At 53.1% G+C, this 25614-nt stretch carries 21 protein-coding genes and 3 other RNA genes; 8 read left to right on the forward strand and 16 right to left on the reverse strand.

Features of this window, described 5'->3' with window-relative positions; genetic code table 11:
* Positions 1 to 5 precede the first annotated feature (5 nt).
* The 3 genes from JWF83_RS12340 to JWF83_RS12350 all read left to right on the forward strand — a co-directional run bounded on the left by JWF83_RS12340 (position 6) and on the right by JWF83_RS12350 (position 408).
* Positions 6 to 131: non-coding RNA, RtT sRNA (locus JWF83_RS12340), on the forward strand.
* Positions 132 to 144: 13 nt separating this feature from the next.
* Positions 145 to 269, forward strand: a non-coding RNA gene (locus tag JWF83_RS12345) — RtT sRNA.
* Positions 270 to 282: 13 nt separating this feature from the next.
* A non-coding RNA gene (locus JWF83_RS12350) (RtT sRNA) lies at positions 283 to 408 on the forward strand.
* A 110-nt stretch (positions 409 to 518) separates the two neighbouring features.
* Here the strand turns inward: JWF83_RS12350 and abgT are convergent.
* The 6 genes from abgT to JWF83_RS12380 form a co-directional block, all read right to left on the reverse strand.
* Positions 519 to 2045, reverse strand: coding sequence for a p-aminobenzoyl-glutamate transporter (abgT, locus tag JWF83_RS12355; RefSeq protein WP_413650507.1), 1527 nt, complete (start codon positions 2043 to 2045; stop codon positions 519 to 521).
* A 39-nt stretch (positions 2046 to 2084) separates the two neighbouring features.
* Positions 2085 to 3332 carry an ATP-grasp domain-containing protein gene (locus JWF83_RS12360; protein WP_413650508.1) on the reverse strand — a complete coding sequence of 416 codons (1248 nt, stop codon included), beginning with the start codon at positions 3330 to 3332 and terminating at the stop codon, positions 2085 to 2087.
* A 118-nt stretch (positions 3333 to 3450) separates the two neighbouring features.
* Complete coding sequence (locus JWF83_RS12365; protein WP_413650509.1) at positions 3451 to 4560, reverse strand: SGNH/GDSL hydrolase family protein; 1110 nt, start codon at positions 4558 to 4560, stop codon at positions 3451 to 3453.
* Positions 4561 to 4731: 171 nt separating this feature from the next.
* Positions 4732 to 6564 (reverse strand): carbamoyltransferase, encoded by a 1833-nt coding sequence (locus JWF83_RS12370; protein WP_413650510.1) that lies wholly within the window; start codon positions 6562 to 6564, stop codon positions 4732 to 4734.
* A gap of 21 nt (positions 6565 to 6585) precedes the next feature.
* Positions 6586 to 7386 carry a phytanoyl-CoA dioxygenase family protein gene (locus JWF83_RS12375; protein ID WP_413650511.1) on the reverse strand — a complete coding sequence of 267 codons (801 nt, stop codon included), beginning with the start codon at positions 7384 to 7386 and terminating at the stop codon, positions 6586 to 6588.
* Between the two features lie 361 nt (positions 7387 to 7747).
* The gene (locus JWF83_RS12380; protein ID WP_413650721.1) at positions 7748 to 9199 is read right to left on the reverse strand and encodes an AlkA N-terminal domain-containing protein; all 1452 of its coding nucleotides are present in this window, start codon (positions 9197 to 9199) and stop codon (positions 7748 to 7750) included.
* A 171-nt stretch (positions 9200 to 9370) separates the two neighbouring features.
* On the opposite strand from JWF83_RS12380, the gene JWF83_RS12385 reads away from it, so the two are divergent.
* The 3 genes from JWF83_RS12385 (at position 9371) to pnuC (ending at position 11836) form a co-directional block, all read left to right on the forward strand.
* Entirely contained in the window at positions 9371 to 9877 is a 507-nt protein-coding gene (locus JWF83_RS12385) for a methylated-DNA--[protein]-cysteine S-methyltransferase (protein ID WP_413650512.1), read from the forward strand.
* A 155-nt stretch (positions 9878 to 10032) separates the two neighbouring features.
* Positions 10033 to 11094 (forward strand): quinolinate synthase NadA, encoded by a 1062-nt coding sequence (gene nadA, locus JWF83_RS12390; protein ID WP_413650513.1) that lies wholly within the window; start codon positions 10033 to 10035, stop codon positions 11092 to 11094.
* 25 nt (positions 11095 to 11119) lie between these two features.
* The gene (gene pnuC / locus JWF83_RS12395) at positions 11120 to 11836 is read left to right on the forward strand and encodes a nicotinamide riboside transporter PnuC (protein WP_413650514.1); all 717 of its coding nucleotides are present in this window, start codon (positions 11120 to 11122) and stop codon (positions 11834 to 11836) included.
* A gap of 3 nt (positions 11837 to 11839) precedes the next feature.
* Here the strand turns inward: pnuC and zitB are convergent, their stop codons facing one another.
* From zitB to JWF83_RS12415, 4 genes are all read right to left on the reverse strand, one after another.
* The gene (gene zitB / locus JWF83_RS12400; protein ID WP_413650515.1) at positions 11840 to 12769 is read right to left on the reverse strand and encodes a CDF family zinc transporter ZitB; all 930 of its coding nucleotides are present in this window, start codon (positions 12767 to 12769) and stop codon (positions 11840 to 11842) included.
* A complete protein-coding gene (locus tag JWF83_RS12405; RefSeq protein WP_413650516.1) occupies positions 12744 to 15881 on the reverse strand; it encodes an ATP-binding protein in 3138 nt (1045 codons plus the stop codon). Before JWF83_RS12405 ends, zitB begins: the two co-directional genes overlap by 26 nt.
* Entirely contained in the window at positions 15863 to 16456 is a 594-nt protein-coding gene (locus JWF83_RS12410) for a response regulator (protein ID WP_413650517.1), read from the reverse strand. Before JWF83_RS12410 ends, JWF83_RS12405 begins: the two co-directional genes overlap by 19 nt.
* 94 nt (positions 16457 to 16550) lie before the next feature.
* On the reverse strand, positions 16551 to 16904 hold the full coding sequence (locus tag JWF83_RS12415; protein ID WP_413650518.1) for a YbgS-like family protein: 354 nt from the start codon (positions 16902 to 16904) through the stop codon (positions 16551 to 16553).
* A gap of 295 nt (positions 16905 to 17199) precedes the next feature.
* On the opposite strand from JWF83_RS12415, the gene aroG reads away from it, so the two are divergent.
* On the forward strand, positions 17200 to 18252 hold the full coding sequence (aroG, locus tag JWF83_RS12420) for a 3-deoxy-7-phosphoheptulonate synthase AroG (RefSeq protein WP_413650519.1): 1053 nt from the start codon (positions 17200 to 17202) through the stop codon (positions 18250 to 18252).
* Positions 18253 to 18445: 193 nt separating this feature from the next.
* Here the strand turns inward: aroG and JWF83_RS12425 are convergent, their stop codons facing one another.
* Positions 18446 to 18985 carry a GNAT family N-acetyltransferase gene (locus JWF83_RS12425; RefSeq protein WP_413650520.1) on the reverse strand — a complete coding sequence of 180 codons (540 nt, stop codon included), beginning with the start codon at positions 18983 to 18985 and terminating at the stop codon, positions 18446 to 18448.
* Between the two features lie 128 nt (positions 18986 to 19113).
* Here JWF83_RS12425 and JWF83_RS12430 point away from each other — a divergent pair, with 128 nt between their 5' ends.
* Positions 19114 to 19509 (forward strand): VOC family protein, encoded by a 396-nt coding sequence (locus tag JWF83_RS12430; RefSeq protein WP_413650521.1) that lies wholly within the window; start codon positions 19114 to 19116, stop codon positions 19507 to 19509.
* A 209-nt stretch (positions 19510 to 19718) separates the two neighbouring features.
* On the opposite strand, the gene gpmA is transcribed toward JWF83_RS12430, so the two are convergent.
* The 5 genes from gpmA to modF form a co-directional block, all read right to left on the reverse strand.
* Positions 19719 to 20471, reverse strand: coding sequence for a 2,3-diphosphoglycerate-dependent phosphoglycerate mutase (gene gpmA / locus JWF83_RS12435; RefSeq protein WP_413650522.1), 753 nt, complete (start codon positions 20469 to 20471; stop codon positions 19719 to 19721).
* A 157-nt stretch (positions 20472 to 20628) separates the two neighbouring features.
* Positions 20629 to 21663: a galactose-1-epimerase gene (gene galM / locus JWF83_RS12440; RefSeq protein WP_413650523.1), complete on the reverse strand. Its 1035-nt coding sequence runs from the start codon at positions 21661 to 21663 to the stop codon at positions 20629 to 20631.
* Complete coding sequence (gene galK, locus JWF83_RS12445; protein WP_413650524.1) at positions 21657 to 22805, reverse strand: galactokinase; 1149 nt, start codon at positions 22803 to 22805, stop codon at positions 21657 to 21659. Before galK ends, galM begins: the two co-directional genes overlap by 7 nt.
* Positions 22802 to 23854: a galactose-1-phosphate uridylyltransferase gene (galT, locus tag JWF83_RS12450; protein WP_413650525.1), complete on the reverse strand. Its 1053-nt coding sequence runs from the start codon at positions 23852 to 23854 to the stop codon at positions 22802 to 22804. Before galT ends, galK begins: the two co-directional genes overlap by 4 nt.
* Before the next feature lie 269 nt (positions 23855 to 24123).
* Positions 24124 to 25596 carry a molybdate ABC transporter ATP-binding protein ModF gene (gene modF / locus JWF83_RS12455; RefSeq protein WP_413650722.1) on the reverse strand — a complete coding sequence of 491 codons (1473 nt, stop codon included), beginning with the start codon at positions 25594 to 25596 and terminating at the stop codon, positions 24124 to 24126.
* Between the last annotated feature and the right edge of the window lie 18 nt (positions 25597 to 25614).

Below are 25614 nucleotides of genomic sequence, written 5' to 3' on the forward strand. Positions count from 1 at the left end.
AAGTACCTGATATTAAATCGTGAAGGATAAGAACCGTAAAGGTTCGGGTCGAGCGAAAGCGAGACAACGTTGCCAGCGGCAACGGCCCGAAGGGCGAGGCCAGAGGCCGAGTCATCCTGCACGACCTGCCACTCTTAAGAAGCACCTGATATTAAATCGTGAAGGATAAGAACCTAAAGGTTCGGGTCGAGCGAAAGCGAGACAACGTTGCCAGCGGCAACGGCCCGAAGGGCGAGGCCAGAGGCCGAGTCATCCTGCATGACCCACCACTCTTAAGAAGTACCTGATATTAAATCGTGAAGGATAAGAACCGTAAAGGTTCGGGTCGAGCGAAAGCGAGACAACGTTGCCAGCGGCAACGGCCCGAAGGGCGAGGCCAGAGGCCGAGTCATCCTGCACGACCCACCAAATTCCAGAAGCACCCATCGGGTGCTTTTTTCGTTTCTGATCAGCGAACTATTTCGTGCAGGGTTCGGACCTGCAGCAGGTTCGGGTCGAGCGCAAGCAAGCCGTTTTAGTTACCCCATTCTCGGGTACACTCCCGGGCCGATGGGCAAACCTGACAGATACCAGGCCAGCAGCAGCAGGCTCCACGCAGCGAAGAATACCAATGGGTAGGGCATGATTAACATGTAATAAGTACCGAGCTGTGCGCCCTTACGATAGCGTTGCAGGAAACTGAGGAACAGAGCCAGGAAAGGTGACGTCGGTGCCAGCGGTATAAAAGCAGAGTCAGCGATGCGGAAAATCATCTGGGCGAAAGCCGGATGGAGACCCAGCAACATAAAAATGGGGATAAATATCGGTGCCAAAATTGACCAGATTGCAGAACCGCTGGCGATAAACATACAGAGGAAGGCGGAGAGGAACATCAAGCAGAGGAAGGCTGACGTGACACTCATTCCTGCAGCTTCAAGCAGATCCGTCAAGCCGATAGCCATAAACTTACCCATGTTGCTCCAGTTGAAAAATGCTACAAACTGCGATAACGGGAACACCATAACGATAAAACCTGCCATATTTTTCATCGGCTCAACCAGATGGTTGGTGATATCGTCTGGACGTCGGATCTGCCTGGTCGCCACACCGTAAGTGATCGCGACGGTGAAAAAGAACAGGATGATAATCGACACGATGCCATTGATAAACGGTGAGGGGATCACTGAGCCCGTTTGGGGATCTCGCAAGGGAGCGGCTTCTGGGAGCACCATCGCAGCGACCACGATGATAAACACCAGTGCGGCGATGCCGCTCATCATCAGACCACGGTTTTGTTGTGGGGTGAGCGTTTCGAGCTTGTCCTCGGCACTGCCCTGCCATTTTGGTAGCCGCGGTTCGATGAATTTATCCGTTAACAGTGCGCCTGTAATGGTCAGCACAATCACCGAGGTGGCCATAAAATACCAGTTGTCGATCACCGTCACCTGGATAGCATCATCCACCGCTTTGGCTGCTTCGGTACTGATACCGGCGAGCAACACGTCGGTGGAGACGATCAGCAGGTGAGCAGTAAAGCCTGAACCAACACCAGCGATCGCCGTCAGCAATCCGGCGATGGGATTGCGCCCAACGGCAAGGAACATCAACGCCCCCAGTGGCGGCATAACAACCAGGGCGGCGGCAGAGGAAATATGGCTGAAAAAGGCAATAAACAGCACCATATAGCTGGCATAACGCGCATTGACGTGTGAGGCAAGTTTGTACATCAGCGCCTGCAACAGGCCGACTTTCTCCGCTAATCCGGCACCGATTACCAACGCCAGGATTGCTCCCAGGGGCGCAAAGCTGCTGAAGTTGTGAATGATATTGGGTAAGATCCATTGTATCCCTTCCGCACTCATCAGGTTTTTTACCTGAACCACTTCGCCAGTGGCCGGGTTTTTCACCACCAGGCCCAACCAGGAAAACAGCGCGGTGGCGATCATCAGGATGACAATCAAGTAAACGAATAACAAAAAAGGATTGGGGATTTTATTCCCGATACGTTCTACCCAGTAAAAAATACGGCCAGGGCTTTTATTGTCTGGCGATGTCATCCCACTCATGCGATTTCCCTCTCTACTTATCCATTTTGAGTACTTTCCTCAGAGATTTTTTGATTCCCATCGACGGTAGGACTCATAGTCTTGCTTTATTTGTTCAGGGTTTTCACTTGCCAGAAAAAATGCCGCAGGGCAGGTAGCCACATCTGCCGTGGGTTTTAATACTGTCCCATCACTCAGTTTCATGACAACGCTGACAAAAGAGTCCAGTTTTGACAAAAATGCCTGTAGCTCTTGATGTGAGAACGGTTTGATAAAGGATGCGATGGCATGTACGCAGCGCAGGTGTTTTCGCAGCCGATAGACTGGATTTATCGTGGACAGAATATCGGGTGCTGTGTAAACGTAGCGCATAAGCATCAACTGGTCCGCGCCCGTTGCCAGACGAATAGCCTGCGGGTTTGCGGCGCCGGATGCCCGGGCGCCGGTCTCAAGAAGTTGTGGGCCTTCTGCGGAAAGAATGAGTTCTGTATGTCCAGCACCAATAAAAAGACCAATAGCGGGTAAAACCTTCAGGGTATAGTCCAGGCAGACGCTTGCCTCGGGGCTGTTCGGATCACACAAATCATCATAATCATAAAGGTTGCGCCCTTCCTTCAGTCTCTTTTGGACTTTCCAGATGTCAGTTAACCAGTTTTGCCCCTCAAAGCTGACGGTATTGACGACATACTCCGTCCCTTCAATAAATTTCTGGATGAGGGCCGCATGATTTTTAACATGCATGATGTTATTTTTGCCGGTAATGATCTGTGCCGCTTTTTCGACTTGCTCTGGTGTCTGGCAGATATAAACATCGTCTGAGCCCGCACTGTCCAGAGGCTTGATCACTACCTTTGTGAATCCCTGTTGCCTGTGCCACTGTTTCAGTTCTGATGGTTCATGGCTGATGTACTGTGGCGTGGTCAGCAGTCCTTGCTTACTGACGGCTTTGTTCATCGCGTACTTATTACGCCGTAAATGCGTGGTCTGCGGGGCGTTACCTGGCAGTGAAAGCCGGTCGGAAAGCCGGTCACTGAGTGCGACTGCGGATTCTTTACCAGGAACAATCGCAATGGGATGGAACGCGCGAAGCGTTTCGATGATTGCGGTTTCATCTTCATCATTCCATGTGAAAAACTCAGCAAACTTGTCTCCGTGAAAACGAGGGTGAGCATGCGCCTTAATAGACGCACAGGACTCAATATGGATGAGTTGATAGTTGCCGAAGAACTCCTCTGTGACAAGTGCTCCAGCTGCTATGGCATCAATGATGATGAGGGTAGGGAATGGGCTCTGTGCATTGTAAGCCATAAATTACTCCGTTAATTTTCAACGTAAAGGGTAGGTTGAACCCGTATTTTTCTTTTTCCCGAAAAACAGTCGGCGCAGGAGGCGCATAAAAATATTTTTAGATTGTTTCTTTTGCTGCTCATTTGAGTACTTTTTCATATATCAGCCTGGCCATTTCCCCATACCCGAGGTCGTTAAAGTGAAGATGATCAACGTAAATATTGTCATTGAGCGCCGGTGATGATTTGAATAATATGTTCATGTCATAATATGGAAGTCCCTCTTTGCTACAGCCCTGTGCAATTAGTGATGTGTATTTTTCATGTAAACCAGGTGTACATAAACGTCCGAATAATCGCCAGAAATTATTTGCACAGGCATCAATGGCGTAAAACATTTCTTCCTCGTCTTTATGAAATGTGTCTTTACTCCACCGTGATAATGGTTGGAGAACATAGTACACGTGGGCACTATGTTTTTTTGCCAACTGATTTATCTGAATCGCTGACTCGACGGTTGAGCTGGCGGCGCGGTTGATGCGTTCATCAATCCCCATATACGTATCGGTGAAAACTTTCTCGGCTGGGTTCTCTTCTGCTTCATCAAGCCAGTTGTTTAATTTCTCCTTGAGCCTGGGGACGAGTTTTTTCGCAGGTGCGTCGCTCCAGGATGCATAGGAGTTTGTCCTGCGCTTCAAATCTTCATTATATTTATTCATATAATGGCTAAACTCATAAGAGTAATAGTATTTTCCGTATTCAGTCGTAAAATCGTCCGGCAATCCTTCAAGAGTCAAAGTATTAAGACCACTTAATATGACGATGTTGTTAATTTTTTTGAACCTGTGCTGGTTCAACATAAAAAGAACTGTTTCCTGAACACAGTTGTAGCCACGGCCACCAAAATTAAGCCATATTTCTCCGGTAAGTTCGGAGAGTACCGAAGAAACTGTGTACGCATCAGAGGTGGTTCCTGTGCCCATTGCAGTTGAGCCACCGATAACGATATTAACGGGCTCATTCGCGGGGAAATCAGTCGTTGAGACCCACCCTGAGGATGATTTACTCAGCCTGAATCCCATATCATCCGTGTTGATCACTTCCGAACGGTAATTTTTATGGTGGAAGAACATGGTATAGGGGAGCCAGCGAACGCCTAAATACATGAATTCATCATATTCACGCAGTTGCGGAGTTAGCTCATAGCATCGGTTGACCGCTTCCTGATGCGTCATAGATTTGAATTTCATTCGCTATCCTCTGTAAAGTTTCAGGAAAATATGTATCTTTTCCGCCGACAGTTCGTCAGGTTGTAGCATGGTATTTTCAGTTCTTTTCGAGAGTAGTTTAGCGCGTAAGATAAAATTCCTGATCTTGTTCATTACGTTAGGCATCCTGCATCCTTGTTTTTTATCGTGACATTAATCCAGTGGGTAATGTTTTTTCCATTCTATTTTTTCTTCCCCGTCTGGCTGGTCCTGCTTTCTTAGAAGATAATTACCCAAAACCAGATAATCCATTGAAGTCCTCATAAAACAGATATAAGCATCCTGTGGTGACTCTACAATAGGCTCTCCCCGAACGTTAAAAGATGTATTAACAAGTACCGGGCATCCTGTTTTCTCGTTAAATGCAGTCAGCAGTTCATAAAAGAGTGGATTATGTATTCCATCAACCGTCTGTACGCGTGCTGAATAATCTACATGGGTGACCGCAGGTATTTGTGAGCGTATCTGATTGAGTTTCTCAATCCCTTCTTTCGCTTCTCCTGCATCCTGAGGGGGTAACTGTTTTTGCTTGCTGACAGAATGGACAAAAAGCATGTACGGGCTGTCGTCTACGTGACTGAACCACTCATGTGCATACTGTTTGAGCACTACGGGGGCAAAGGGCCGAAATGATTCCCGGTTTTTGATTTTTAGGTTCATGACACTTTGCATCTGCACATTACGTGCATCACCCAAAATCGAGCGGGCTCCTAACGAGCGAGGGCCGAACTCCATTCGTCCCTGAAACCAGCCAACCACATTGCCCCGGTTCAATATCTCCGCCACATCGTTGCACAGTTTCTCCTGTGGCAACTGCGTAAACACGGCGTTCTGGCAGCGAAGAAATGCCTCGATTTCAACACAGGTATAGGATGAACCCAGATAGCTGCCTTTCATACTGTCACCTGGATTAACCCGCCGTTTTGCGCCAATCTCCTCATGCCAGCCCGACAGGGCTGCTCCCAGCGAACCGCCACTATCACCTGACGCGGGTTGTATCCATATTTTGTCGAAAATGTTGGCTTCAGCCAGCTTTCCGTTTGCCACACAATTAAGAGCCACACCACCGGCAAGACACAGATTTCTCGCATTGGTCTGTTTCTGCCAGAAGCGGGCAATTCGCAGTACCACCTCCTCAAGTACTGCCTGGACTGAGGCGGCGAGGTTAAACTGACGGGCCGTTAGCTCACTTTCCGGTACTCGGGGCGGTCCGCCAAACAGCGCATCAAATTGTGAAGAGGTCATCTGGTCGCCTGTGGCGTAATCAAAATACGCCATGTCCATGGTGAAACTGCCGTCAGCATGAACCGAGATAAGATGGTCCATGATGAGGTCGTAATAAACAGGCTCACCGTAAGGGGCCAGGCCCATCAGCTTATATTCACCTGAGTCTACTTTGAATCCACAGTAGTAAGTAAACGCGGAATAAAGCAGTCCAAGAGAATGTGGAAAACGCGTTTCCCAGATTTTCGCTAATTTGTTTCCATCACCTTCCCACGCGGTAGTGGTATCCCATTCTCCGACACCGTCAATACATAACACCAGGGCTTTTTCAAACGGACTCGGAAAAAATGCAGAGGCAGCATGAGAGCGATGATGACTAATATATTTAATATTCGGAACTTGCTGGCTGATGGAACGTAATTCTCTGGCGAGTTTTCGTTTGACATAACGTTTGTCCGTCAGCCATCCTGGAATGTGAAAAAATAACGATTTAAGTCCGGATAATCCATTGTTAACTGCGGTGGATAAAACTCTGTTGAATTTTTCTTCCGGGTTCTCATAATAAAAAACAGTAGTGACCTGATCTAACGTGATCCCTGCATGGTTTAAACAGAATGCCACGGCATGCCGCGGGAATTGCTTATCCTGTTTTAATCGCGTAAAACGCTCTTCCTGAGCGGCAGCGATAATATCACCATTACAGATGAGCGTGGCTGCGCTATCATGAAAATAGCATGATAAGCCCAAAATATATGTATTCATGGTCATCCTAATTATTATTTATCAGAATGCGGAAACTTCTTTAAGGGGGGTGAAATCGCGAGATGCTATGAACTCGGGTCTTGGCAAAGAAACCTCTTGTAAGGCATTACTGACAAGACTGTAGGAAATAAAAATACCTTTCCTGTCCCATGGTGAGGAGTTTGCCGTTGAGCAGTGGAGCAGATTACTATGGAAAAAAAGTACCGAACCCTTTTTACCTTTGGCAGCAACGATACCTTTAGCCTCAATTTTTTTACGGAGGTAGGTATCAGATAAACGATATTTAAGTTTTTTTGATGTTGTTATTTCCCAGTTATCTCCACCATCAAGATCTCCATATGGGCGGGAGTGGATTTCATCTATCAGTACATCATGCTGTGTTTCTGGCACCAGTAACATCGGGCCGTTAAACTCATTCACGTCATCCAGAAAAATAACTGCAGTAAAGGCTTTGGCTTCTGGCATGCCATCTTCTTTTTGCCAGAACCAGTAATCCGAATGCCATTCCCAACTCTGACCGCTAAACGCCTGTTTGGTATTTATTTTGTATTGATGAACATAAACCTCACCGCCGAGAATGGCTTTCGCGTGCCGTAAAAGCCGTCCATCAGAGGCCAGGTTTTTGAATAATACACTATGGAAATGTGGGCCGTTGATACTTCTGACGGACTGGCCATTGTCTTCCAGTACTTTACCTTCAATATCACCTGACATAAGTGCGTAGGTATGTTTATTCAGTAGTGTGATTTCGTCATTGTCAAAGAGCTCATCAACAATGATATATCCTTGCTTTTGATATAATTCCAAATCTTTGCTTTTCATTTGTGTTTCCCTACACTAATGATTCAAAAAATAAAGTTAGATGGTGATGGTGCTAATCCGTTGAATCAGACATTAAGTCATTAAGAACTTCTTAATTTACGGATGAAAAATAACTTAGTCAACAAATTGTAATAGTTTAATTTTGAGAAAGATGTTTATGATTTGTCATTACATCGGCGTTATGACACTTAGAGCCTGTTGGGTTAGGCTCTTAATTAACTGTATGACTTTCTCTTAATTTATCAGGCATAAGCGTAGATTCTCCCCGACATCTGCATAGTTGCCTTCTGCCTTTGATTACCAAAAACAACTTCCAATGACACAAACGCGATTACGAGCGTGGGTAGATTGCGTTAATCCTCTACGACATATTCTTCCAGATATGCATCACCGCATAGCTGCGCCACGGACGCCACGCCTGTGACATCAGCTCTGCCTGCTTCGCGCTGACGCCGCCGAGGTTATTCCGTACCGCAATATCTTCTTTTGGAAAGGCATCCGGCCAGCGCAGCGCGCGCATGGCTATATAGTTAGCGGTCCATGGTCCGATACCCGGCAGGCTCACCAGCCGGGCAATCACTTTCTCCGGTTCACTACCGGCTTCCAGACGCAACTCACCCGCAGCACAAGCTTGCGCCATCGCGAGGATACATTTGGCACGTGCGCTAACAATGCCAAGACTGGAGATCTCATCAATGCTGGCGGCGGTAATCCGTGTCGCCAGCGGCGAGAGTCGATTAAGCCCGGCAAAAGGGGTTTCAATTTTGTCGCCAAACGCGGCAGCAAAGCGACCGGCAAGGGTGGTGGCCGCTTTAACGGTAATCTGCTGGCCGAGAATGGCGCGGATAGCCATTTCAAAGCCATCGAAGGCGCCGGCCACACGCAGACCCGGATTGGCGCTGAGACTGTGGCTGAACAGCGCATCCTGCTGCAGATGGCTGACGATCAGGTCCGGACGCGCACTGAGATCAAACAGATTGCGCAAACGCCGCAATAGCACCGGCAACACCATGGTCAGCGAATGAGTGAATTCCACCATTAACGCCGATTTTGCCGCAGCATGAGTGACGCGCACCCAGCCGGTAAATTTCCCCAGACGCACCGTGCGGGCATAGCTGCTATCGGTGATGTACTCGACATCTTTAATGGCACGCATGCTGAGAAATGCCAGCATCGCCTGCCAGTCATAGGGGGGGCGGTAGCTAAGCTGCAGGGTCGAGGTTTCTACCGCCATCAGGTTGCGCTGAGCATCGGGCGCCTCTTTACGCAGACGGCTGGGGGACATGCGATATTGTGTATTAAACGCGTCGTTAAATCGGCGCAGGCTGGTAAAACCGCTGGCGAAAGCGATCTCCGTCACCGGCAGGCGGGTTTCCGTCAGTAACTGCTTGGCCAGCAGCAGGCGGCGGGTTTGTCTGATTTCGACCGGCGACACCCCTAACTCCTTCTGCACAATGCGCCGCAACTGGCGTGAGCTGATGCCAAATTGCGCGGCAATCTGCTCCAGACTTTCCGACTCCGACGCCAGCCCTTCATCAATCCGCTGTATCAGCAGGTCGGCAATACGATGGGCGTTGTCCACCGGCGCATTGCCGGGAGCCAGCTCCGGGCGACAACGCAGACAGGGGCGAAATGCCGCTTTCTCGGCGGCTTCGGCACTGTCAAAAAACAGGCAGTTCTGCTGGCGCGGCGGTTTTACCGGGCAGATTGGCCGGCAATAGATGCCGGTTGAGGTGACGCCGACAAAAAACACCCCATCAAAGCGGGCATCACGTGAGGTGAGCGCCTGATAAGCGGCATTATTATCCATGATGCTGGTTTCCTGAGTTTCGCGAGTATTGGCAGTGTATGCCTGACCAGTCCGGCTAACTGGCCATTTTCGGACATCAAACTATTTTAACCTGATGTCCGAAAACAGCCAGTCAGCGGCGGTCAATCAGCGATAATGCGGATAGCAGTTGATGATCACCACGGAGGATATGCTATGCCTTACTTTTGTAAATTAATCGCCTCACCGGTGGGAATGCTGACTCTGGTCGCCAGCGATCAGGGGCTGACGGCGATCCTGTGGGAGAATGACAATCCGCAACGCGTACGCCTGCCGCCGCTGACAGAAAATAATCAGCATCCGTTGCTGCTGGAAACGGAACGGCAGCTGAATGACTACTTTGCCGGCAGGCGTCAGCGTTTTGATTTGCCGCTGGATTTTGTTGGCACTGAGTTTCAAAAAAAGGTCTGGGCGGCGCTGGTAGCGATCCCGTTCGGTGAAACGCGCAGCTATGGCGAGATTGCCCGCCAGATAGGTCATCCACAAGCGGTACGTGCGGTAGGGGCGGCTAACGGCAGGAACCCTCTCTCGATTGTGGCGCCCTGTCATCGGGTGATCGGCGCCAATGGCAAACTCACCGGCTTTGCTGGCGGGCTGGCAATTAAGGCATTTTTACTGAATATCGAGGCGGGTGAGGCGGGTAACGCGCAGCAGCTTAAATGATCTTCATCACATCCTGTGCTTAATAGGAAAAAATCAGCGACAGGCGCGGACAATTTCGCTATCGTGTTTAGCATATAAAACATCCGTGGGTGTATATCGGATGAAACAGTGATATTTTGCTTAATACGTTAAGTTAAAGAAACGAGACTGGTGCTATGAGCCTGATGTTCGATCCTGAAACAGCTGTTTACCCCTTCCCGCCGAAACCGGCCCGGCTCTCTGTTGATGAAAAACAACACTACCGGGAAAAGATCAAGCGTCTGCTAAAAGAGCGTGACGCGGTGATGGTAGCGCACTATTACACCGATCCGGAAATCCAGGCGCTGGCGGAGGAGACCGGCGGCTGCGTGTCGGACTCGCTGGAAATGGCGCGCTTCGGCAGCAATCATCCGGCCAGTACGCTGTTAGTCGCTGGCGTGCGCTTTATGGGCGAGACGGCAAAGATCCTCAGTCCGGAAAAAACCGTGCTGATGCCAACGCTGCAGGCCGAATGTTCGCTGGATCTTGGTTGTCCGATTGAAGAGTTTACGCAATTCTGCGATCGGCATCCGGATCGTACTGTGGTGGTGTATGCCAATACTTCGGCGGCGGTAAAAGCGCGCGCTGACTGGGTGGTGACCTCCAGTATCGCCGTGGAGCTGATTGAGCATCTCGACAGCCTCGGTGAGAAAATCATCTGGGCGCCGGATCGTCACCTTGGACGCTATGTGACGCAGCAGACCAGCGCTGATGTGATCTGCTGGCAGGCGGCCTGCATTGTACATGACGAATTTAAAACCCAGGCGCTGCTGCGGATGAAAGCGCTCTATCCACAGGCGGCCATACTGGTGCACCCGGAATCGCCGCAGGCGATTGTCGATTTAGCCGATGCGGTAGGATCGACCAGCCAGCTGATTCAGGCGGCGAAAACCCTGCCGCACCCGCAAATGATTGTGGCGACCGATCGCGGCATTTTCTACAAAATGCAGCAGGCTTGCCCGGATAAAGAGTTGCTGGAAGCGCCCACCGCCGGTGAGGGGGCGACCTGCCGTAGCTGCGCCCATTGCCCGTGGATGGCGATGAACGGATTAAAAGCCATTGCTGAAGGGCTGGAGCAGGGCGGACAGCAGCATGAGATCCATGTTGAGGAGAGTTTACGTCAGGCGGCATTGATCCCATTGAATCGTATGCTATCTTTTGCAGCTGAGCTTAAACTTAACGTCAAAGGCAATGCCTGACGTTCTCCCCGCCACAAGGTAGCGTATGGATTTCTTTAGCACGCAGAATATTTTGATTCACATTCCTGTCGGCGCAGGTGGTTACGATCTCTCATGGATTGAAGCTATCGGTACCCTCGCCGGCCTGCTATGTATCTGGCTGGCGAGTAAAGAGAAGATTATTAATTACCCGTTTGGCCTGATTAATGTCGCGCTGTTTGCGGTGATCTTCTTTCAGATTCAGCTGTATGCCAGCCTGCTATTACAGCTGTTCTTCTTTGTCGCCAATATTTACGGCTGGTATGCCTGGAGCCGTCAGAGCGACGATCGCCAGGCACAACTGAAGATCCGCTGGCTGCCGCTGCCAAAGGCGATTGGCTGGGCGGTAACCAGCGTGGTGGCGATTGCCCTGATGACGCGCTTTATCGACCCGGTGTTTGCTTTCCTGACGCAAATCGCGGTGACGCTAATGCAGGCGGCCGGGTTTAATGTGGCGATGCCGCAACTGCAGGCGGATGCCTTCCCATTCTGGGACGCCTGCATGATGGTGCTGTCGATTGTGGCGATGATTCTGATGACGCGTAAATACGTGGAAAACTGGCTACTGTGGGTGATTATTAACCTGATTAGCGTCAGCATCTTTGCCCGCCAGGGCGTATATGCGATGTCGCTGGAGTATATGCTGCTGACGTTAATTGCGCTGAACGGTTGCTGGTTGTGGATAAAAAGCGCTCATCAACAGGGTTCACGCGCGCTCTCTTAACCCTTAGTGGTGATGATGGTGCTGCTGGCTGGCAAAGCCCAGTTCACAGTCACCATCATCACAGTGCTGATACTCCATCTGTACCGTTGCATGCTCAATCTGATAGCGCTGATGCAGATGCTCGTGAATGCGGCGCAACAACGCATCGTGGTCATAGGGCGGGATAACCTGCACATGCAGGGTCATCAGCGGTTTTTCACCGACCTGCCAGACGTGAACATGATGTACATTGCGCACTTCGGCAATACTTAGCGTCAAATCGCGCGTCAGCTTTTCAACATTGACCGCTCCCGGCGTGCCTTCCAGTAGTTCGTGAAAACTCTCGCGCAGCAGTGACCAGGCGCTACGCAGCACCAGCGCCGACACCAGTATCGACAGAATCGGGTCAATCGGTGTCCAGCCGGTGAACAGAATAATCAGCGCGGCAACAATCGCTCCGACCGACCCCAACAGATCGCCGAGTACATGTAGCGCCGCAGCACGGACATTCAGATTTTTCTCTTCGCTACCGCGATGCAGCAGCCAGAATGACAGCAGGTTCGCCAGCAGACCCGCGATGGCGATGGTCAGCATCAGGCCACCGGCGACCGGCTGCGGCTGCCAGAAACGACGCAGCGCCTCCCAGACAATCAGTACGGTGATCGCCAGCAGCGCCAGCGCATTGACAAAGGCTGCCAGCGTGGTCAGGCGCAGCAGGCCAAAAGTATGCCTGCCATTAGGTTTACGCTGCGCAAACTGCACCGCCAGCAGCGCCACCAGCAGAGCGGCGGCATCGGTCAGCATATGTCCGGCATCCGCCAGCAGCGCCAGCGAGCCAGACAGAATACCGCCAGCCACTTCAGCGACCATAAACACCGCGGTAACGATAAATGCCGCCAGTAACCGCTTACGGTTGCTGCCGTGATCTTCAGTGTGATTGTGTTGATGCGCCATAAGTTTCCAGGTTTTTTAATAGTTTCTCGGTTAATGATATCAATAAATTCCATTCTGGCAGGCTATCGTTGTGCTGTTTCGCCTGCTCAATGATTGCCTGACACAGAGCTTCACCCTGTGGATACTGCAGTAGCAACCAGCTGCCTTTAAAACGGTGGGCGATATTCGCCACCTGTTGCCATTGCTGCTGCTGACGGGCAAGCGCCAGCGCCTGACTGTCATTGCGCAGCGCATCGCTTAAGGTGCTGACGATGCGGCGGATATAGTCGGGTTGATAACTGGCGAGGCGCTGAATGCGGGCATCAAGATCGCTAAACGGGGTCTGAAGATGGCGCTGCAGCACCGTATGTATCGCACTGAGCGCGACCGGTTTCAGCAGAAATGTATCGGCAAAAGGGATGGCGGATGGCGTATCGGCGGAGCAAAGCACCAGCGTCTGCGGCGTCGGCTGATAACGCTGACGCCGGCGCAGGATACGCGCCACCAGCGCGCCATCCGGACGTGGCATCGTATAATCAATAAATACCACATCGAACCTTTGCTCAGCCGCCGCCCGCAGTAACGCCCGCCCATGCTCAAACACCGCCGCGTCGATTCCGAACAGTGCCAGTTGCTGCTGCATCACCAGCAGATTGGTCGGATGATCATCGACGATGGCCACCCGCAACGCGCTCAGTGACGGATCACTGGCCACCGGCAGCGCCGGCGCTGCCAGTTCCACGCCGTCGGCCAGGGTTAGCGGCAGCAGTACGGTCACGGTGGTACCCTGTCCGTGGCGGGAGTGCAGATCGATACTGCCGCCCATCCGACTAACAATTTCCCGGCAGATCGATAAGCCCAGACCGCTGCCCTGCACCGACAGGGCCTTACCGGATGGTGTCTGATACCAGGGTTCAAATAATTGCGCCTGCTCATCTGCCGGAATGCCGCTTCCGCTGTCGCTGACCTGCAGACAGAGCTGCTGACCCTCAATCTGCGCCAGCGTCAGGCGGATTTCTCCCTGGCGGGTAAATTTGATGGCATTGGCAATTAAGTTATTGGCCACCTGCTGCAGACGCTCACTGTCGAGCATCACCCGTACCGGTAGCGGCGACAAGGCGCTGATCTGCAAGTCGGGGCCATCGGCACACATCAGCGGATGGTAGAAGTCCGCCAGCTGTCGCAGCCACTGCTGCAGATCGACCGCATGAGGCCGCAGGGTAAAAGTATTGCTCTCGATACGCGCGTGATCCTGCAAATCGTTTAGCAGTGTCAGCAGCGAAGCCGCGCTGCTGTGGATCACCGCTAAATTGCTGGTCTGTGGCTGACGCGCGACTTCCACCTCCAGCAGTCCAAGGATGGCCTGCATCGGCGTGCGTAATTCATGGCTGACGGTGGCAAGAAACTGGCTCTTCATCTGGTTGGCGCGTTCCGCTTCCTCACGCTGTCGCTCAAGCTGGCGCCGCTGACGCAGATCGCGCCGTTGTTGCATATAGCGACGGATCAACAGAATCAGCAGAAAGGCGATGGCAAACAGTGAGGCAATAAACATAAATAGCGAGATCGGACGCATATTGCCGTCGTCACGACTGACAAGCTGCGGGTTATTGCTCCAGTTATCGCGCATACGCTGCTGCGTATCCGGTGGGATCTGCTGTAATCCTTTATTCAGTATCGAACGCAGGAGCGGCTGGCCGCCGCTGACGCCGATGGCAATTGGCCACGCGGTATCGCTGGCGGCGAACGCCAGATGGATAATATCGTTATAACCGGTCTGGATCCGCCAGCGTGCTGACAGCACATTATCCACCACTGCATCCAGCTGGCCATTTGCCAGGGCGTCATACAGCGCTTTGCCATTATCAAACTGGCTGACGTTAAGCGAGGATGGGATCATCTGACGTGCCGGATCGCCACGGCGCACACCGATGCGCATCCCCTGTAGATCCTGCCAGCGCATGACCTGCCGCGAAAGATGACCGACATACACCCCCCACAGCGCACGCCATACCGGCAGGGTATTGCCCTGCATATTGTCATTGCCGCTCAGTGGCAGCATAAGTTGCAGCATCGGCTGCGTCCGGGTCAGCAGACTGGCGGCCTGTTGCGCATTCTCCACCCAGTGCGGCCGAAAACGCAGACCGGTGTTCTGACCGATAGCGTTGAGTAACTCGGCGCTATAGCCGCTGGCTTCGCCGTTGCTGCTGCGATAGCTCCACGGGTAGTCATCGGCCAGGGCAGCATAGTCGACAGTCGGATGCTGCGTGATCCACTGGCGTTCCATCACCGTCAGCCGGGTGGTATTCGTATCGAAGTAGCGCGGCAGCTGGTTGTTCCAGCGCCCCTGAATTTCATTGACCACATCCATTGGCAACTGACGCAGGGTGGTATCCAGCGCGCTGGCCAGCGCGGCATCTGCCGTGATTGCCTGCAGATTCAGCTGCCCGGGTTCAAGGGGAGATTCCAGCTGGTAAATCTGTCCTTGTTGCAGTTGATTAAGCAGAAAACCGGCGCTGGTCTCATCAGCGATCACATAGTCACTCTGTTGATTCAGCAGGGTATAGAGCGCCTGCAGATCGCTGTCAAACGTCAGCCAGTGATGTTGCCGGGCGAATGCGGGGCTGACCAGCGCCTGAGTCTGTCTGCCAATGGCAATACGCGCATCGCGGGAGTTAAACATCACCTGGCGTTGATTGTTGCGGTTGCGATAGATGCGTAACGGGCTGCTGTACCATGGCTGGGTGGCATACAGACCCGCTGGCAGTTGATGCTGCGCGATACCGAACAGCAGATCGAGTTGCCCGTGCTGTAGCGCCTGTAACAGGGCGTCGCGTGACGGATAACCTTCAATATCGAACTGCAACCCGGAACTGTGACTCAGCAGAGCAAGATAGTCAGCATTGATGCCATACAAATCGCCGCCTACCACCATATTCCATGGCGAGCTGTTGTCGCGCAAAATGCCCACGCGCAGCGGTTTATCATGCCACGGGCGCAGCAGATTGTTGGGCTGCATCTCCTGAGGCAGCACAATGCTGCTGATGGCGCGGTAAGCCGCCGGCGTACTCAGGCTGATGCTTATCAGACAGCCAGCCAGCAGCAGACGCAGCCGCTTCACTGTTGCGCTTTCCACAGCGTGGCGAGATCCAACACTGAGGTAGCCCCGGTTTTATCGAGAATATTCTTTTTATGCGTGCTGACGGTTTTATTGCTGATATGTAACTGTTGCGCAATCTGTAAATTCGACAGGCCGCGCGCCAGCAGCGCGAGGATCTGCTGCTCTTTGCTGGTCAGACTGGCAGTAGCCGGGGCATCAGCCGCACTCAGCGCCGGGAAGGCGCGCTGTCCGCCTAATACCGCCAGAATGGCAGCCAGTAGCTGTTCCATTGGCTGCCGTTTCGCAATATAGCCCACCGCGCCGGCGGCGGCGGCCATTAACCGGTACATCCGTTCTTCCTGCGCTGAGTAGATCAGTACCGCCTGCTGCCGATCATGGCTTTTCAGTCGTTTCAGTAGCTCCAGGCCATCGCTATCCGGCAAACCAATATCGAGAATAATTAAATCCACCTGATGATCGCGCAAATAGTCGCGGGCCTGCTGTTCACTACTGACGGCATAAAGCTGCAGGGGGATCGGGGCGCGACTCAGGGCGGCTTCCAGCGCCACCTGAACCAGAGGATGATCGTCGATTAACAGCAGAGTGGCCATGATGATTTCCGTCACTATTCAGGATGTTCAGCATAGCGAAGCGGGGAGGGGATGCAACAAAATCCAGGGAGAGCCGCAGCTCTCCGTTGGTGGATTACTGGGTAGTACCATCGGTTTTGGTATCGACGCCAGTACCGGTTCCGGTATGAACCTTTTTATTTACGTCCGGGCACTTCCCGCTTTTACACACGGAATTTTTATGCACTTCATCCGCGGTCATATTGCTATGATCGGTGGTAGTAGTGGAGGTACTACCGGTGTTGTTGATGGTTGAATTATCAACATTATTCGGCGGCAGATTCTGTTTTGCACCACCGGCGGCGGCACCCGCGTCAGCCGCCTGGTTCGCGGTACTGTTGTTGCTACTGGTGCTTTCCGTCGCAGCCATTGCCGCACTACTGCCGAGGGTCATGGCAGCGGTAAAAAGGATAATTGCAAACTTGTTCATCGTAATGCTCCTGTTCTTTATTGATTTATCGTCGAACCCAACCTGATACAGCGATTAAGTAATCAAAGTGATACAGGCGAAATAAAATCCCGACTAACAATTATAAGCCAACCGTTTGTGGCGTTAATGTCAATTTTTTAAGTGTTAACGTTTAAAAGTGTAGTAAAGAAGCTTTGAAACGCAAATCGGCGCGGCGGCATTGCGGGTGAAAGACGATTTACAGCACAGTGCGCAGCGGCTAAATTGGTCAGCGTGAGCCCGGTGCGCACCGGGCAAAGAATTTAATGGATACATTATGAATTACCAGAACGATGATTTAAGAATCAAAGAAATAAAAGAACTTTTGCCTCCGGTGGCGCTGCTTGAAAAATTCCCGGCCAGCGATAAAGCGGCTGATACTGTCTCCCGCGCCCGTCAGGCGATTCATAATATTCTTAAAAATAAGGATGACCGCCTGCTGGTGGTGATTGGACCTTGTTCCATTCATGATACTGAAGCGGCGAAAGAGTACGGTGCACGTCTGCTGAAACTGCGTGAAGAATTGAGTGACACGCTGGAAGTAGTGATGCGCGTCTATTTTGAGAAGCCGCGTACCACCGTCGGCTGGAAAGGGCTGATTAACGATCCCTATATGGATGGCAGCTTCCAGATCAATGATGGGCTGCGCATTGCGCGTAAGCTGCTGCTGGACATCAACGACAGCGGTCTGCCTGCGGCCGGTGAATTCCTCGATATGATTACGCCGCAATATATGGCGGATTTAATGAGCTGGGGAGCGATCGGCGCGCGGACTACCGAATCTCAGGTACACCGTGAACTGTCGTCCGGTTTATCCTGCCCGGTGGGCTTTAAGAACGGTACCGATGGCACGATTAAAGTGGCGATCGACGCTATCAGCGCCGCCAGTGCGCCGCACTGTTTCCTGTCGGTAACCAAATACGGCCATTCGGCGATTGTTGAAACCAGTGGTAACAGTGATTGCCATATTATTCTGCGTGGCGGTAAAGAGCCTAATTACAGCGCCCATCATGTTAGCGCGGTAAAAACCGGCCTGGAAAAAGCCGGTCTGGCGCCGCAGGTGATGATCGACTTCAGCCATGCCAACAGCAGCAAGCAGTTTCAGAAGCAGCTGGTGGTATCGGATGATGTGGCGCAACAGATTGCCGCGGGTGAACGGGCGATTGTTGGCGTGATGATTGAGAGTCATCTGGTGGAAGGTAATCAGAACCCGGAAAGCGGCGAACCGCTGGTGTACGGTAAGAGCGTAACCGATGCCTGTATTGGCTGGGAAGATACCGAAACCGTGCTACGTCAGCTGGCTGCAGCGGTGAAAGCGCGTCGCGGCTGATCCTCAGGCTCCGGCGGCGTGAATGCCGCTGCTTCATACTCCCCCCGGCGGCGCCCGGCGGAATAAATCCGACGCCGCCAGAAAGTTATCTGAAACAGCGTAGCTACCGTGCTGAAAGTCAGGCGGTAGCTGCAGAGTTGCCATCCTGTCGGCGTCGATTTACTTTCCTGATCTGCCGCGGGCGGGGTGGTTTTTAATCTCCGCCCTTATTGCGCCACTCTTCGGCGGTAAGGGTAAACATCAGGCTGGCCGCGGCATTGGCCACATCGTGTATTTTGCCGCTGTATCTGAGACCAGACTTTTTTAGTACGTTTTGCGAGTCATAATGGTTTTCCCGCACGACGGCAGAAATCTCGTTCAGCCCGAGCTGTCCGAAACCAAAGCGGATGGCGCGCCGCGCGAACTCCGTTGCCAGTCCTTTTCCCCAGGCTTCAGTGGCAAAGCGATAGCCGAGGTTGTTAATGGTGATGGTGTCGATATTGATGTGACTCAGCCCCCCAAAGCCAATTATTTTCTGCGGCTGATCCTGCGGGCAGATTGCCCAGTTGCCAAATCCTCTGTTCTGCCAGTGAGCCAGCCAGCGGTCGAGAACAAATTCAGCATAATGAATATCAGGATACGGACCCGAGGGATTAAATGTGTTGGTTGCCGGATCGCCGTAAATCCGGAACAGGTCGTCGACATCCGCTGGTTGCACCGGGCGAACAATAAGGCGTTCTGTTGTTAACTGCACAGAGAGTCCTTTGCTTATCTTATTATAAGGGTTTTATAACCTGTTTTTTTAAGGCAGGAAAGTGGAGCAGTGATACCGCTGCAGCTGCCAGGGTGACTGGCAATAACTGGCTATAACAGGAGAGCAGCGTGAGAACGCAGAAAAGATGCCTGGGATATGTGGCGATTGTGGTTGACGATTACGATCGTGCCATTGATTACTACACTAACAAACTGGGGTTTACACTGGTCGAGGATACGCCACAGCCGGGGAAACGTTGGGTAGTGGTTACCCCTGATGCGCAAAGTGACTGTAACCTGCTGCTGGCCAGGGCCGCCAGTGAAACGCAGCAGACATTTATCGGCAATCAGTGCGGTGGTCGCGTTTTTCTCTTCCTGCAAACTGATGATTTCTGGCGCGACTACCAGGCGATGAAAAGCAAGGGGGTCCATTTTTGCGAAGAACCACGCCAGGAAGAGTATGGCATGGTGGTAGTATTTGAGGATCTCTACGGTAACCGTTGGGATCTGTATCAGAACGCATGATCCGGCGGTAGGCGGGATTATTAGTGGCCTGTCGCAGCACCGCGCGTCGCCGGAAGCACAAGCCGCCGTCGCTGTCTGGCGGCAGGCGCAGTCCGATGGTCTGGCCGCGTTGCATCAATGCGCATCGGCGGCATGAGCGAATAAGCAAAAAAAAAGCCCGCTGACCGGGGGGATGCGGTGGTCAGCGGGCGATTTAGCTGGCGGTGTTATTACTTGGCTTTACCCTGGTTAGCGACGGCTGCGGCTTTCGCAGCAATCTCATCAGCATCGCCGAGGTAGTAGCGCTTCAGCGGTTTAAAGTTCTCGTCGAACTCATACACCAGTGGCACGCCGGTAGGGATGTTCAGCTCAAGAATTTCATCTTCGCTCAGGTTATCGAGGAATTTCACCAGCGCACGCAGGGAGTTACCGTGAGCGGCAATGATCACACGCTCGCCGCTCTTAATGCGCGGCAGAATGCTTTCGTTCCAGTAAGGGATAACGCGATCGATGGTCAGCGCCAGACTTTCCGTCAGTGGCAGCTCGGCGTCGGTCAGTTTTGCGTAACGTGGATCGTGTCCAGGAAAACGCTCATCTTCACGGGTCAGCTCTGGTGGGGTGATGGCAAAGCCACGACGCCATTGCTTAACCTGTTCGTCGCCGTATTTCTCGGCGGTTTCTGCTTTGTTCAGACCCTGCAGCGCACCGTAGTGACGCTCATTCAGCTTCCATGATTTTTCAGTTGGCAGCCAGGCCTGATCCAGTTCGTCAAGAACGTTCCACAGGGTGTGGATGGCACGTTTCAGCACGGAGGTATAAGCGAAGTCGAAAGCAAAGCCTTCTTTCTTCAGCAGCTCGCCTGCTGCTTTTGCTTCAGTACGACCTTTCTCGGACAGATCAACATCATACCATCCGGTGAAGCGGTTTTCGTTGTTCCACTGGCTTTCGCCGTGACGCACCAGAACCAGCTTAGTTACAGCCATAACTTAACTCCTTAATAATCTTACAGTTCTATGATAACGATTATCATTACATCGCCGAAAGTGCCTGCTTCGACAATTTGATATCCCTCTACCATAGCTGAAATCTGCGCACGGCGTAAGCCTGGGACGAACGCAGTGCGCGTTTTTCATGCTGTTTTCACACCGGGGTCAGGGTATAGCGGGTCACCGACTGATACGTTTCACCTGGCTGTAACCAGCAGCTCGGTTGCGGCCACTCAGGATGGTTGGGCGAGTCAGGCAGAAACTCACTCTCCAGCGCGATGCCCTGAAAGGCAGTATAGCTACCCTGTTCGCGTGCCGGCGTACCGTCGAGGTAATTCCCCGAATAGAACTGCAGCGCCGGCGCCGCGGTATGCACTGTCAGCTGCAGTTTGCCATCGGCTGACCACAATTGCGCGGCAGGCTGGCTACTGTCGCCGGCGCTATTCAGCAAAAACGCATGGTCGTAGCCTTTTACCACGCGCTGATCCTCATCCTGCAGGAACTCGGCGGCGACGGTTTTTGGCTGGCGAAAATCAAAACTGTTCCCGGTCACCGGTTTTAATTCTGCACAGGGGATACCCATGCTGTCGACGGGCAGATAGTGATCGGCCAGCAGTTGCAGGCGATGCTGACGGGCATCGCCATGCTGCGCATCGAGATTGAAATAGGCATGGTTGGTCAGATTCACCGGACAGGGCTGGTCGACCTGCGCCTGATACTCAATCGACAGGCAGTTATGCTCATCAAGACGATAGTGCACCCTGGCCTGCAGCGCGCCAGGGAAGCCCTGATCGCCGTCTGGCGAGGCAATACGGTAGTGCACTTCGCTTTCACTCTGGCTGACGATCTGCCAGCGGCGTTTATCAAAACCTTGTGGGCCGCCATGCAGCTGATGTTCACCCTGGTTGGCGACCAGCTGAATATTGCCCTGCTGCAGCCGGGCCGCGGCGATACGGTTAGCGTAACGTCCGACGGTGGCGCCGAGATAAGCCGCCTGATGAAGATAATCCGACGGCGTCGCGCAGCCCAGCAGCGCTTCACGCACGCTGCCATCTTTCATCGGCACGCGCGCGGAGAGCCAGGTGGCGCCCCAGTCCATAAAAGTGACCACCATGCCGTTCTGATTGCGCAGCACGGTAATTCGCCACGGCTGGCCGTCAGGCGCCAGTGACTGTGGTTGGTTTAGCATTGGCCAGCCCCCGCCGAAGCTTTACAGACGTAAAAGGTCTCTTTAATGCCGGATTTGGCCTGGTACTGTTCGGCTACCGCAGCTTTCACCTTATCGACCAGATCGAACGGCATCAGCGCGACAATACAACCGCCGAAGCCGCCGCCGGTCATGCGTACGCCGCCTTTGTCACCGATCACCGATTTGACGATCCCGACCAGCATATCAATCGGCGGCACCGTAATTTCAAAGTCATCACGCATTGAGGCATGAGATTCAGCCATCAGCACTCCCATACGCGCCAGATCGCCTTTGCTCAGCGCGTCGGCCGCTTCCAGGGTGCGGGCATTTTCGCTCAGCACGTGGCGTACGCGTTTCGCCACATCGGCATCCAGCAACTGCTCAGCGGCTTTAAACTCGGCGAGCCCGACATCACGCAGTGAGCTCTTCTCAAAGAAACGCGCTCCATCTTCACACTGTTGGCGGCGGGTATTATATTCACTGCCGACCAGGCTGCGGCGGAAGTTGGAGTTGATGATCACTACCGCGATCTCTTCCGGCATCGGCACCGGGCGTGTCCCGAGGGTACGGCAGTCCAGCAGCATGGCGTGATCTTTCTTGCCCAGCGCAGAGATGAGCTGATCCATAATGCCGCAGTTACAGCCGACGAACTGGTTTTCCGCTTCCTGACCGTTGAGGGCGATTGCCGCGCCATCCAGCGGCAGCTGATACAGTTCGCGCAGCACCGTGCCGACCGCCACTTCCAGTGACGCCGACGAGCTAAGGCCGGCGCCCTGCGGCACGTTGCCGCTGATCACCATATCCACGCCGCCAAACTGGCTGTCGCGCTGTTGCAGATGTTTCACCACGCCGCGCACATAGTTAGCCCACATTTTGTCCTGCAGGCTGACAATCGGCTGATCCAGTGAGAAAATGTCCTGCTGGTTGTCGTAATCGACGGCAATTACCCGCACCTGACGATCGTCGCGTTTGGCACAGCTGATCACGGTCTGATAATCAATAGCGCACGGCAGCACAAAGCCGTCGTTGTAATCGGTATGTTCGCCAATCAGATTCACGCGGCCAGGCGCCTGAATAAAATGACTCGGCTGATAGCCAAACTGCTCGCTAAAAATCTGTTGCGTAAGGGTTTTTAAGCTCATTGTGATGCTCCGGTCTGGCGGAAATGAATATCGCTGACAGAACGCAGACGTTCAGCCGCCTGTTCCGCCGTTAAGTCCCGCTGGGTTTCAGCCAGCATTTCATAACCGACCATAAACTTACGTACGGTTGCCGAGCGCAGCAGCGGGGGATAAAAGTGGGCATGTAACTGCCAGTGTGAGTTCTCTTCGCCGTTAAATGGCGCGCCGTGCCAGCCCATTGAGTAAGGGAATGAGCACTGGAACAGGTTATCGTAGCGGCTGGTGAGTTTTTTCAGCGCCAGCGCCAGATCTTCACGTTGCGCATCATTCAGATCGACCAGGCGTTTAATCGGCGCTTTTGGCAGCAACAGGGTCTCGAACGGCCAGGCGGCCCACCACGGCACCACGGCCAGCCAGTGTTCGGTTTCCACTACCGTGCGTTTGCCGTCTTGCCGTTCACGCGCGGTATAATCCACCAGCATCGGCGAGCCATGCTGCTGATAGTAAATGCGCTGGCGTTCGTCTTCGCGTTTAATCTCATTCGGCAGGAAACTGTTCGCCCAAACCTGTCCATGGGGATGCGGGTTTGAGCAGCCCATTGCCGCCCCTTTGTTCTCAAATACCTGCACCCACGGATAGTGCTGACCGAGATCGGCCGTCTGCTCCTGCCAGGTGCGCACCACCTGTTCCAGTGCCGACAGCGACAGTTCCGGCAGGGTTTTGCTGTGATCCGGCGAGAAGCAGATCACCCGACTGGTGCCACGGGCGCTTTCACAACGCATCAGCAGGTCGTCACTTTCCGGCGCATCAGGCGTATCGGTCATCAGTGCGGCGAAGTCGTTGGTAAATACGTAGGTATGGGTGTAGTTCGGGTTTTTATCCCCGGTAACCCGGGTATTGCCCGGGCATAAGAAGCAGTCAGGATCGTGCGCCGGTAATTTTTCCTGCGCCGGTGTTTCCTGCGCGCCTTGCCATGGGCGTTTGGCACGATGAGGAGAAACTAATACCCACTGATCGGACAACGGGTTATAACGGCGATGCGGATGATCAACCGGATTAAATTTTTCCATGTTCAGTCCTGATAACCTAATAAAGCAAAGAGAGCCTGGATAAAAAGTAGCACATCGGAGGCGACGAAAGCGTGATCAAGTCTGAATAAATGGAATCGTTTACACAAGCTGAATATTCTTACTTATCAGACCAGCTGGCGGAAGTGGAATGTATCCTTAAAGGAAATTGGTTTAAAAGTGGTAGCGCTTACATTTGCCGGAAGGCGTACAGTGCGCAGCGGCAATCGGGGAACGGCTGGCCGGTAAATTACCGACCAGCGGACTGCGACTTAGCGCAGCGCCTCCTGCTGATAGCGATAAATATCACCGTCAGGGACAAAGGTTAAACGATGGGTAATGCACTGCGGCGCGTCCTCGGCGTGATGGGAAACAAACAGCAGTTGGGTCTGACCTTCGCCAATCAGTACGTCGATAAAACGGCGCACCAGTAAACGGTTAATCGGGTCCAGCCCCTGTAGCGGTTCGTCAAGGATTAACAGTGTCGGATGTTTTACCAGCGCGCGGGCGATCAGCACCAGCCGCTGCTGTCCCCACGACAGGCTGTGAAATGGCGCATCGGCGGTGGCGTTATTCATTCCCAGCAGCGCCAGCCAGCGGTTGGCCAGATGGCGCTGCCGGTCCGATACCGCCTGATAAATGCCAATGGAATCAAAGTAACCGGAAAGCACCACATTCCGCACGCTGGCGCTGACCCGGTAGTCGAGATGCAGGCTGCTGCTGACATAGCCAATATGTTGTTTGATATCCCAGATGGTTTCGCCACTGCCGCGCCGGATGCCAAACAGCGTCAGATCATTGCTGTAACCCTGCGGATGATCGCCGGTCACCAGACTGAGTAAGGTCGATTTTCCGGCGCCGTTAGGGCCAACAATCTGCCAGTGTTCCCCGGCTTGTACCTGCCAGCTAAGCTGGTGCAGGATCGGCCGATCGTTATACGACACCACGCCGTTGTTTAGCACAATGCGGGCAGTATCGGCAGCCATCTGCGGCTGACTGTCGGGGACATCCGCTTCCGGCAACGCCATACCGGCGAGGGTTTCGCTATGCGCCAGTTGCGCTACCAGCGCTTCTGCAAGGATCGCCGCGCGCGCGCCGGTATGGGTCAGGGTACATTCCGCCAGTACGCCAACATTGTCGATATAATCGGGAATATCATCAAAGCGATTAAGTACCAGCACCAGCGTCAGCCCCTGCTGATGGAGTTCGCCCAGCAGCGTTGCCAGACTGGCGCGCGACTGTACATCCAGACCATCAAAAGGCTCATCAAGGATCAGCAAGTCCGGCTGCGCCATTAACGCCTGGCACAGCAGCGTTTTGCGCGTTTCGCCGGTAGAAAGATATTTAAAGCGGCGATCCAGCAGGTGGGTAATCGCAAACTGCGCCGCCAGCTGCTGGCAGCGTGCCGCATCCGGCACCTCCTGCTGAATGATTTGCGCCATGGTGCGCCCGGTATCCTCTTCACCCGGACTGAGCAGATCGGTGTTATTGCGCTCCCACTCTTCGCTGACCAGCTGTTGCAACTGTTCCAGCGAGAGACGGACAGGGCGCTGAAAATCGCAGTGACGCCCCCCTTTCAGCTGGGGAAGTTCACCGGATAGCGCCCGCGCCAGTGACGATTTGCCACTGCCGTTGGCGCCGACAAATGCCCAGCTTTGACCCTTGCTTAAGGTCAGATCGTTCAGCGTCAGAATCTGGCGATCGCTCAGACGAAACGTGCCTTGCGTAATTTGCAACGTAGTCATCATTTATCCCACTTTATG

It is taken from the genome of Pantoea sp. B65 (assembly GCF_047308185.1).
Lineage (GTDB): Bacteria > Pseudomonadota > Gammaproteobacteria > Enterobacterales > Enterobacteriaceae > Erwinia.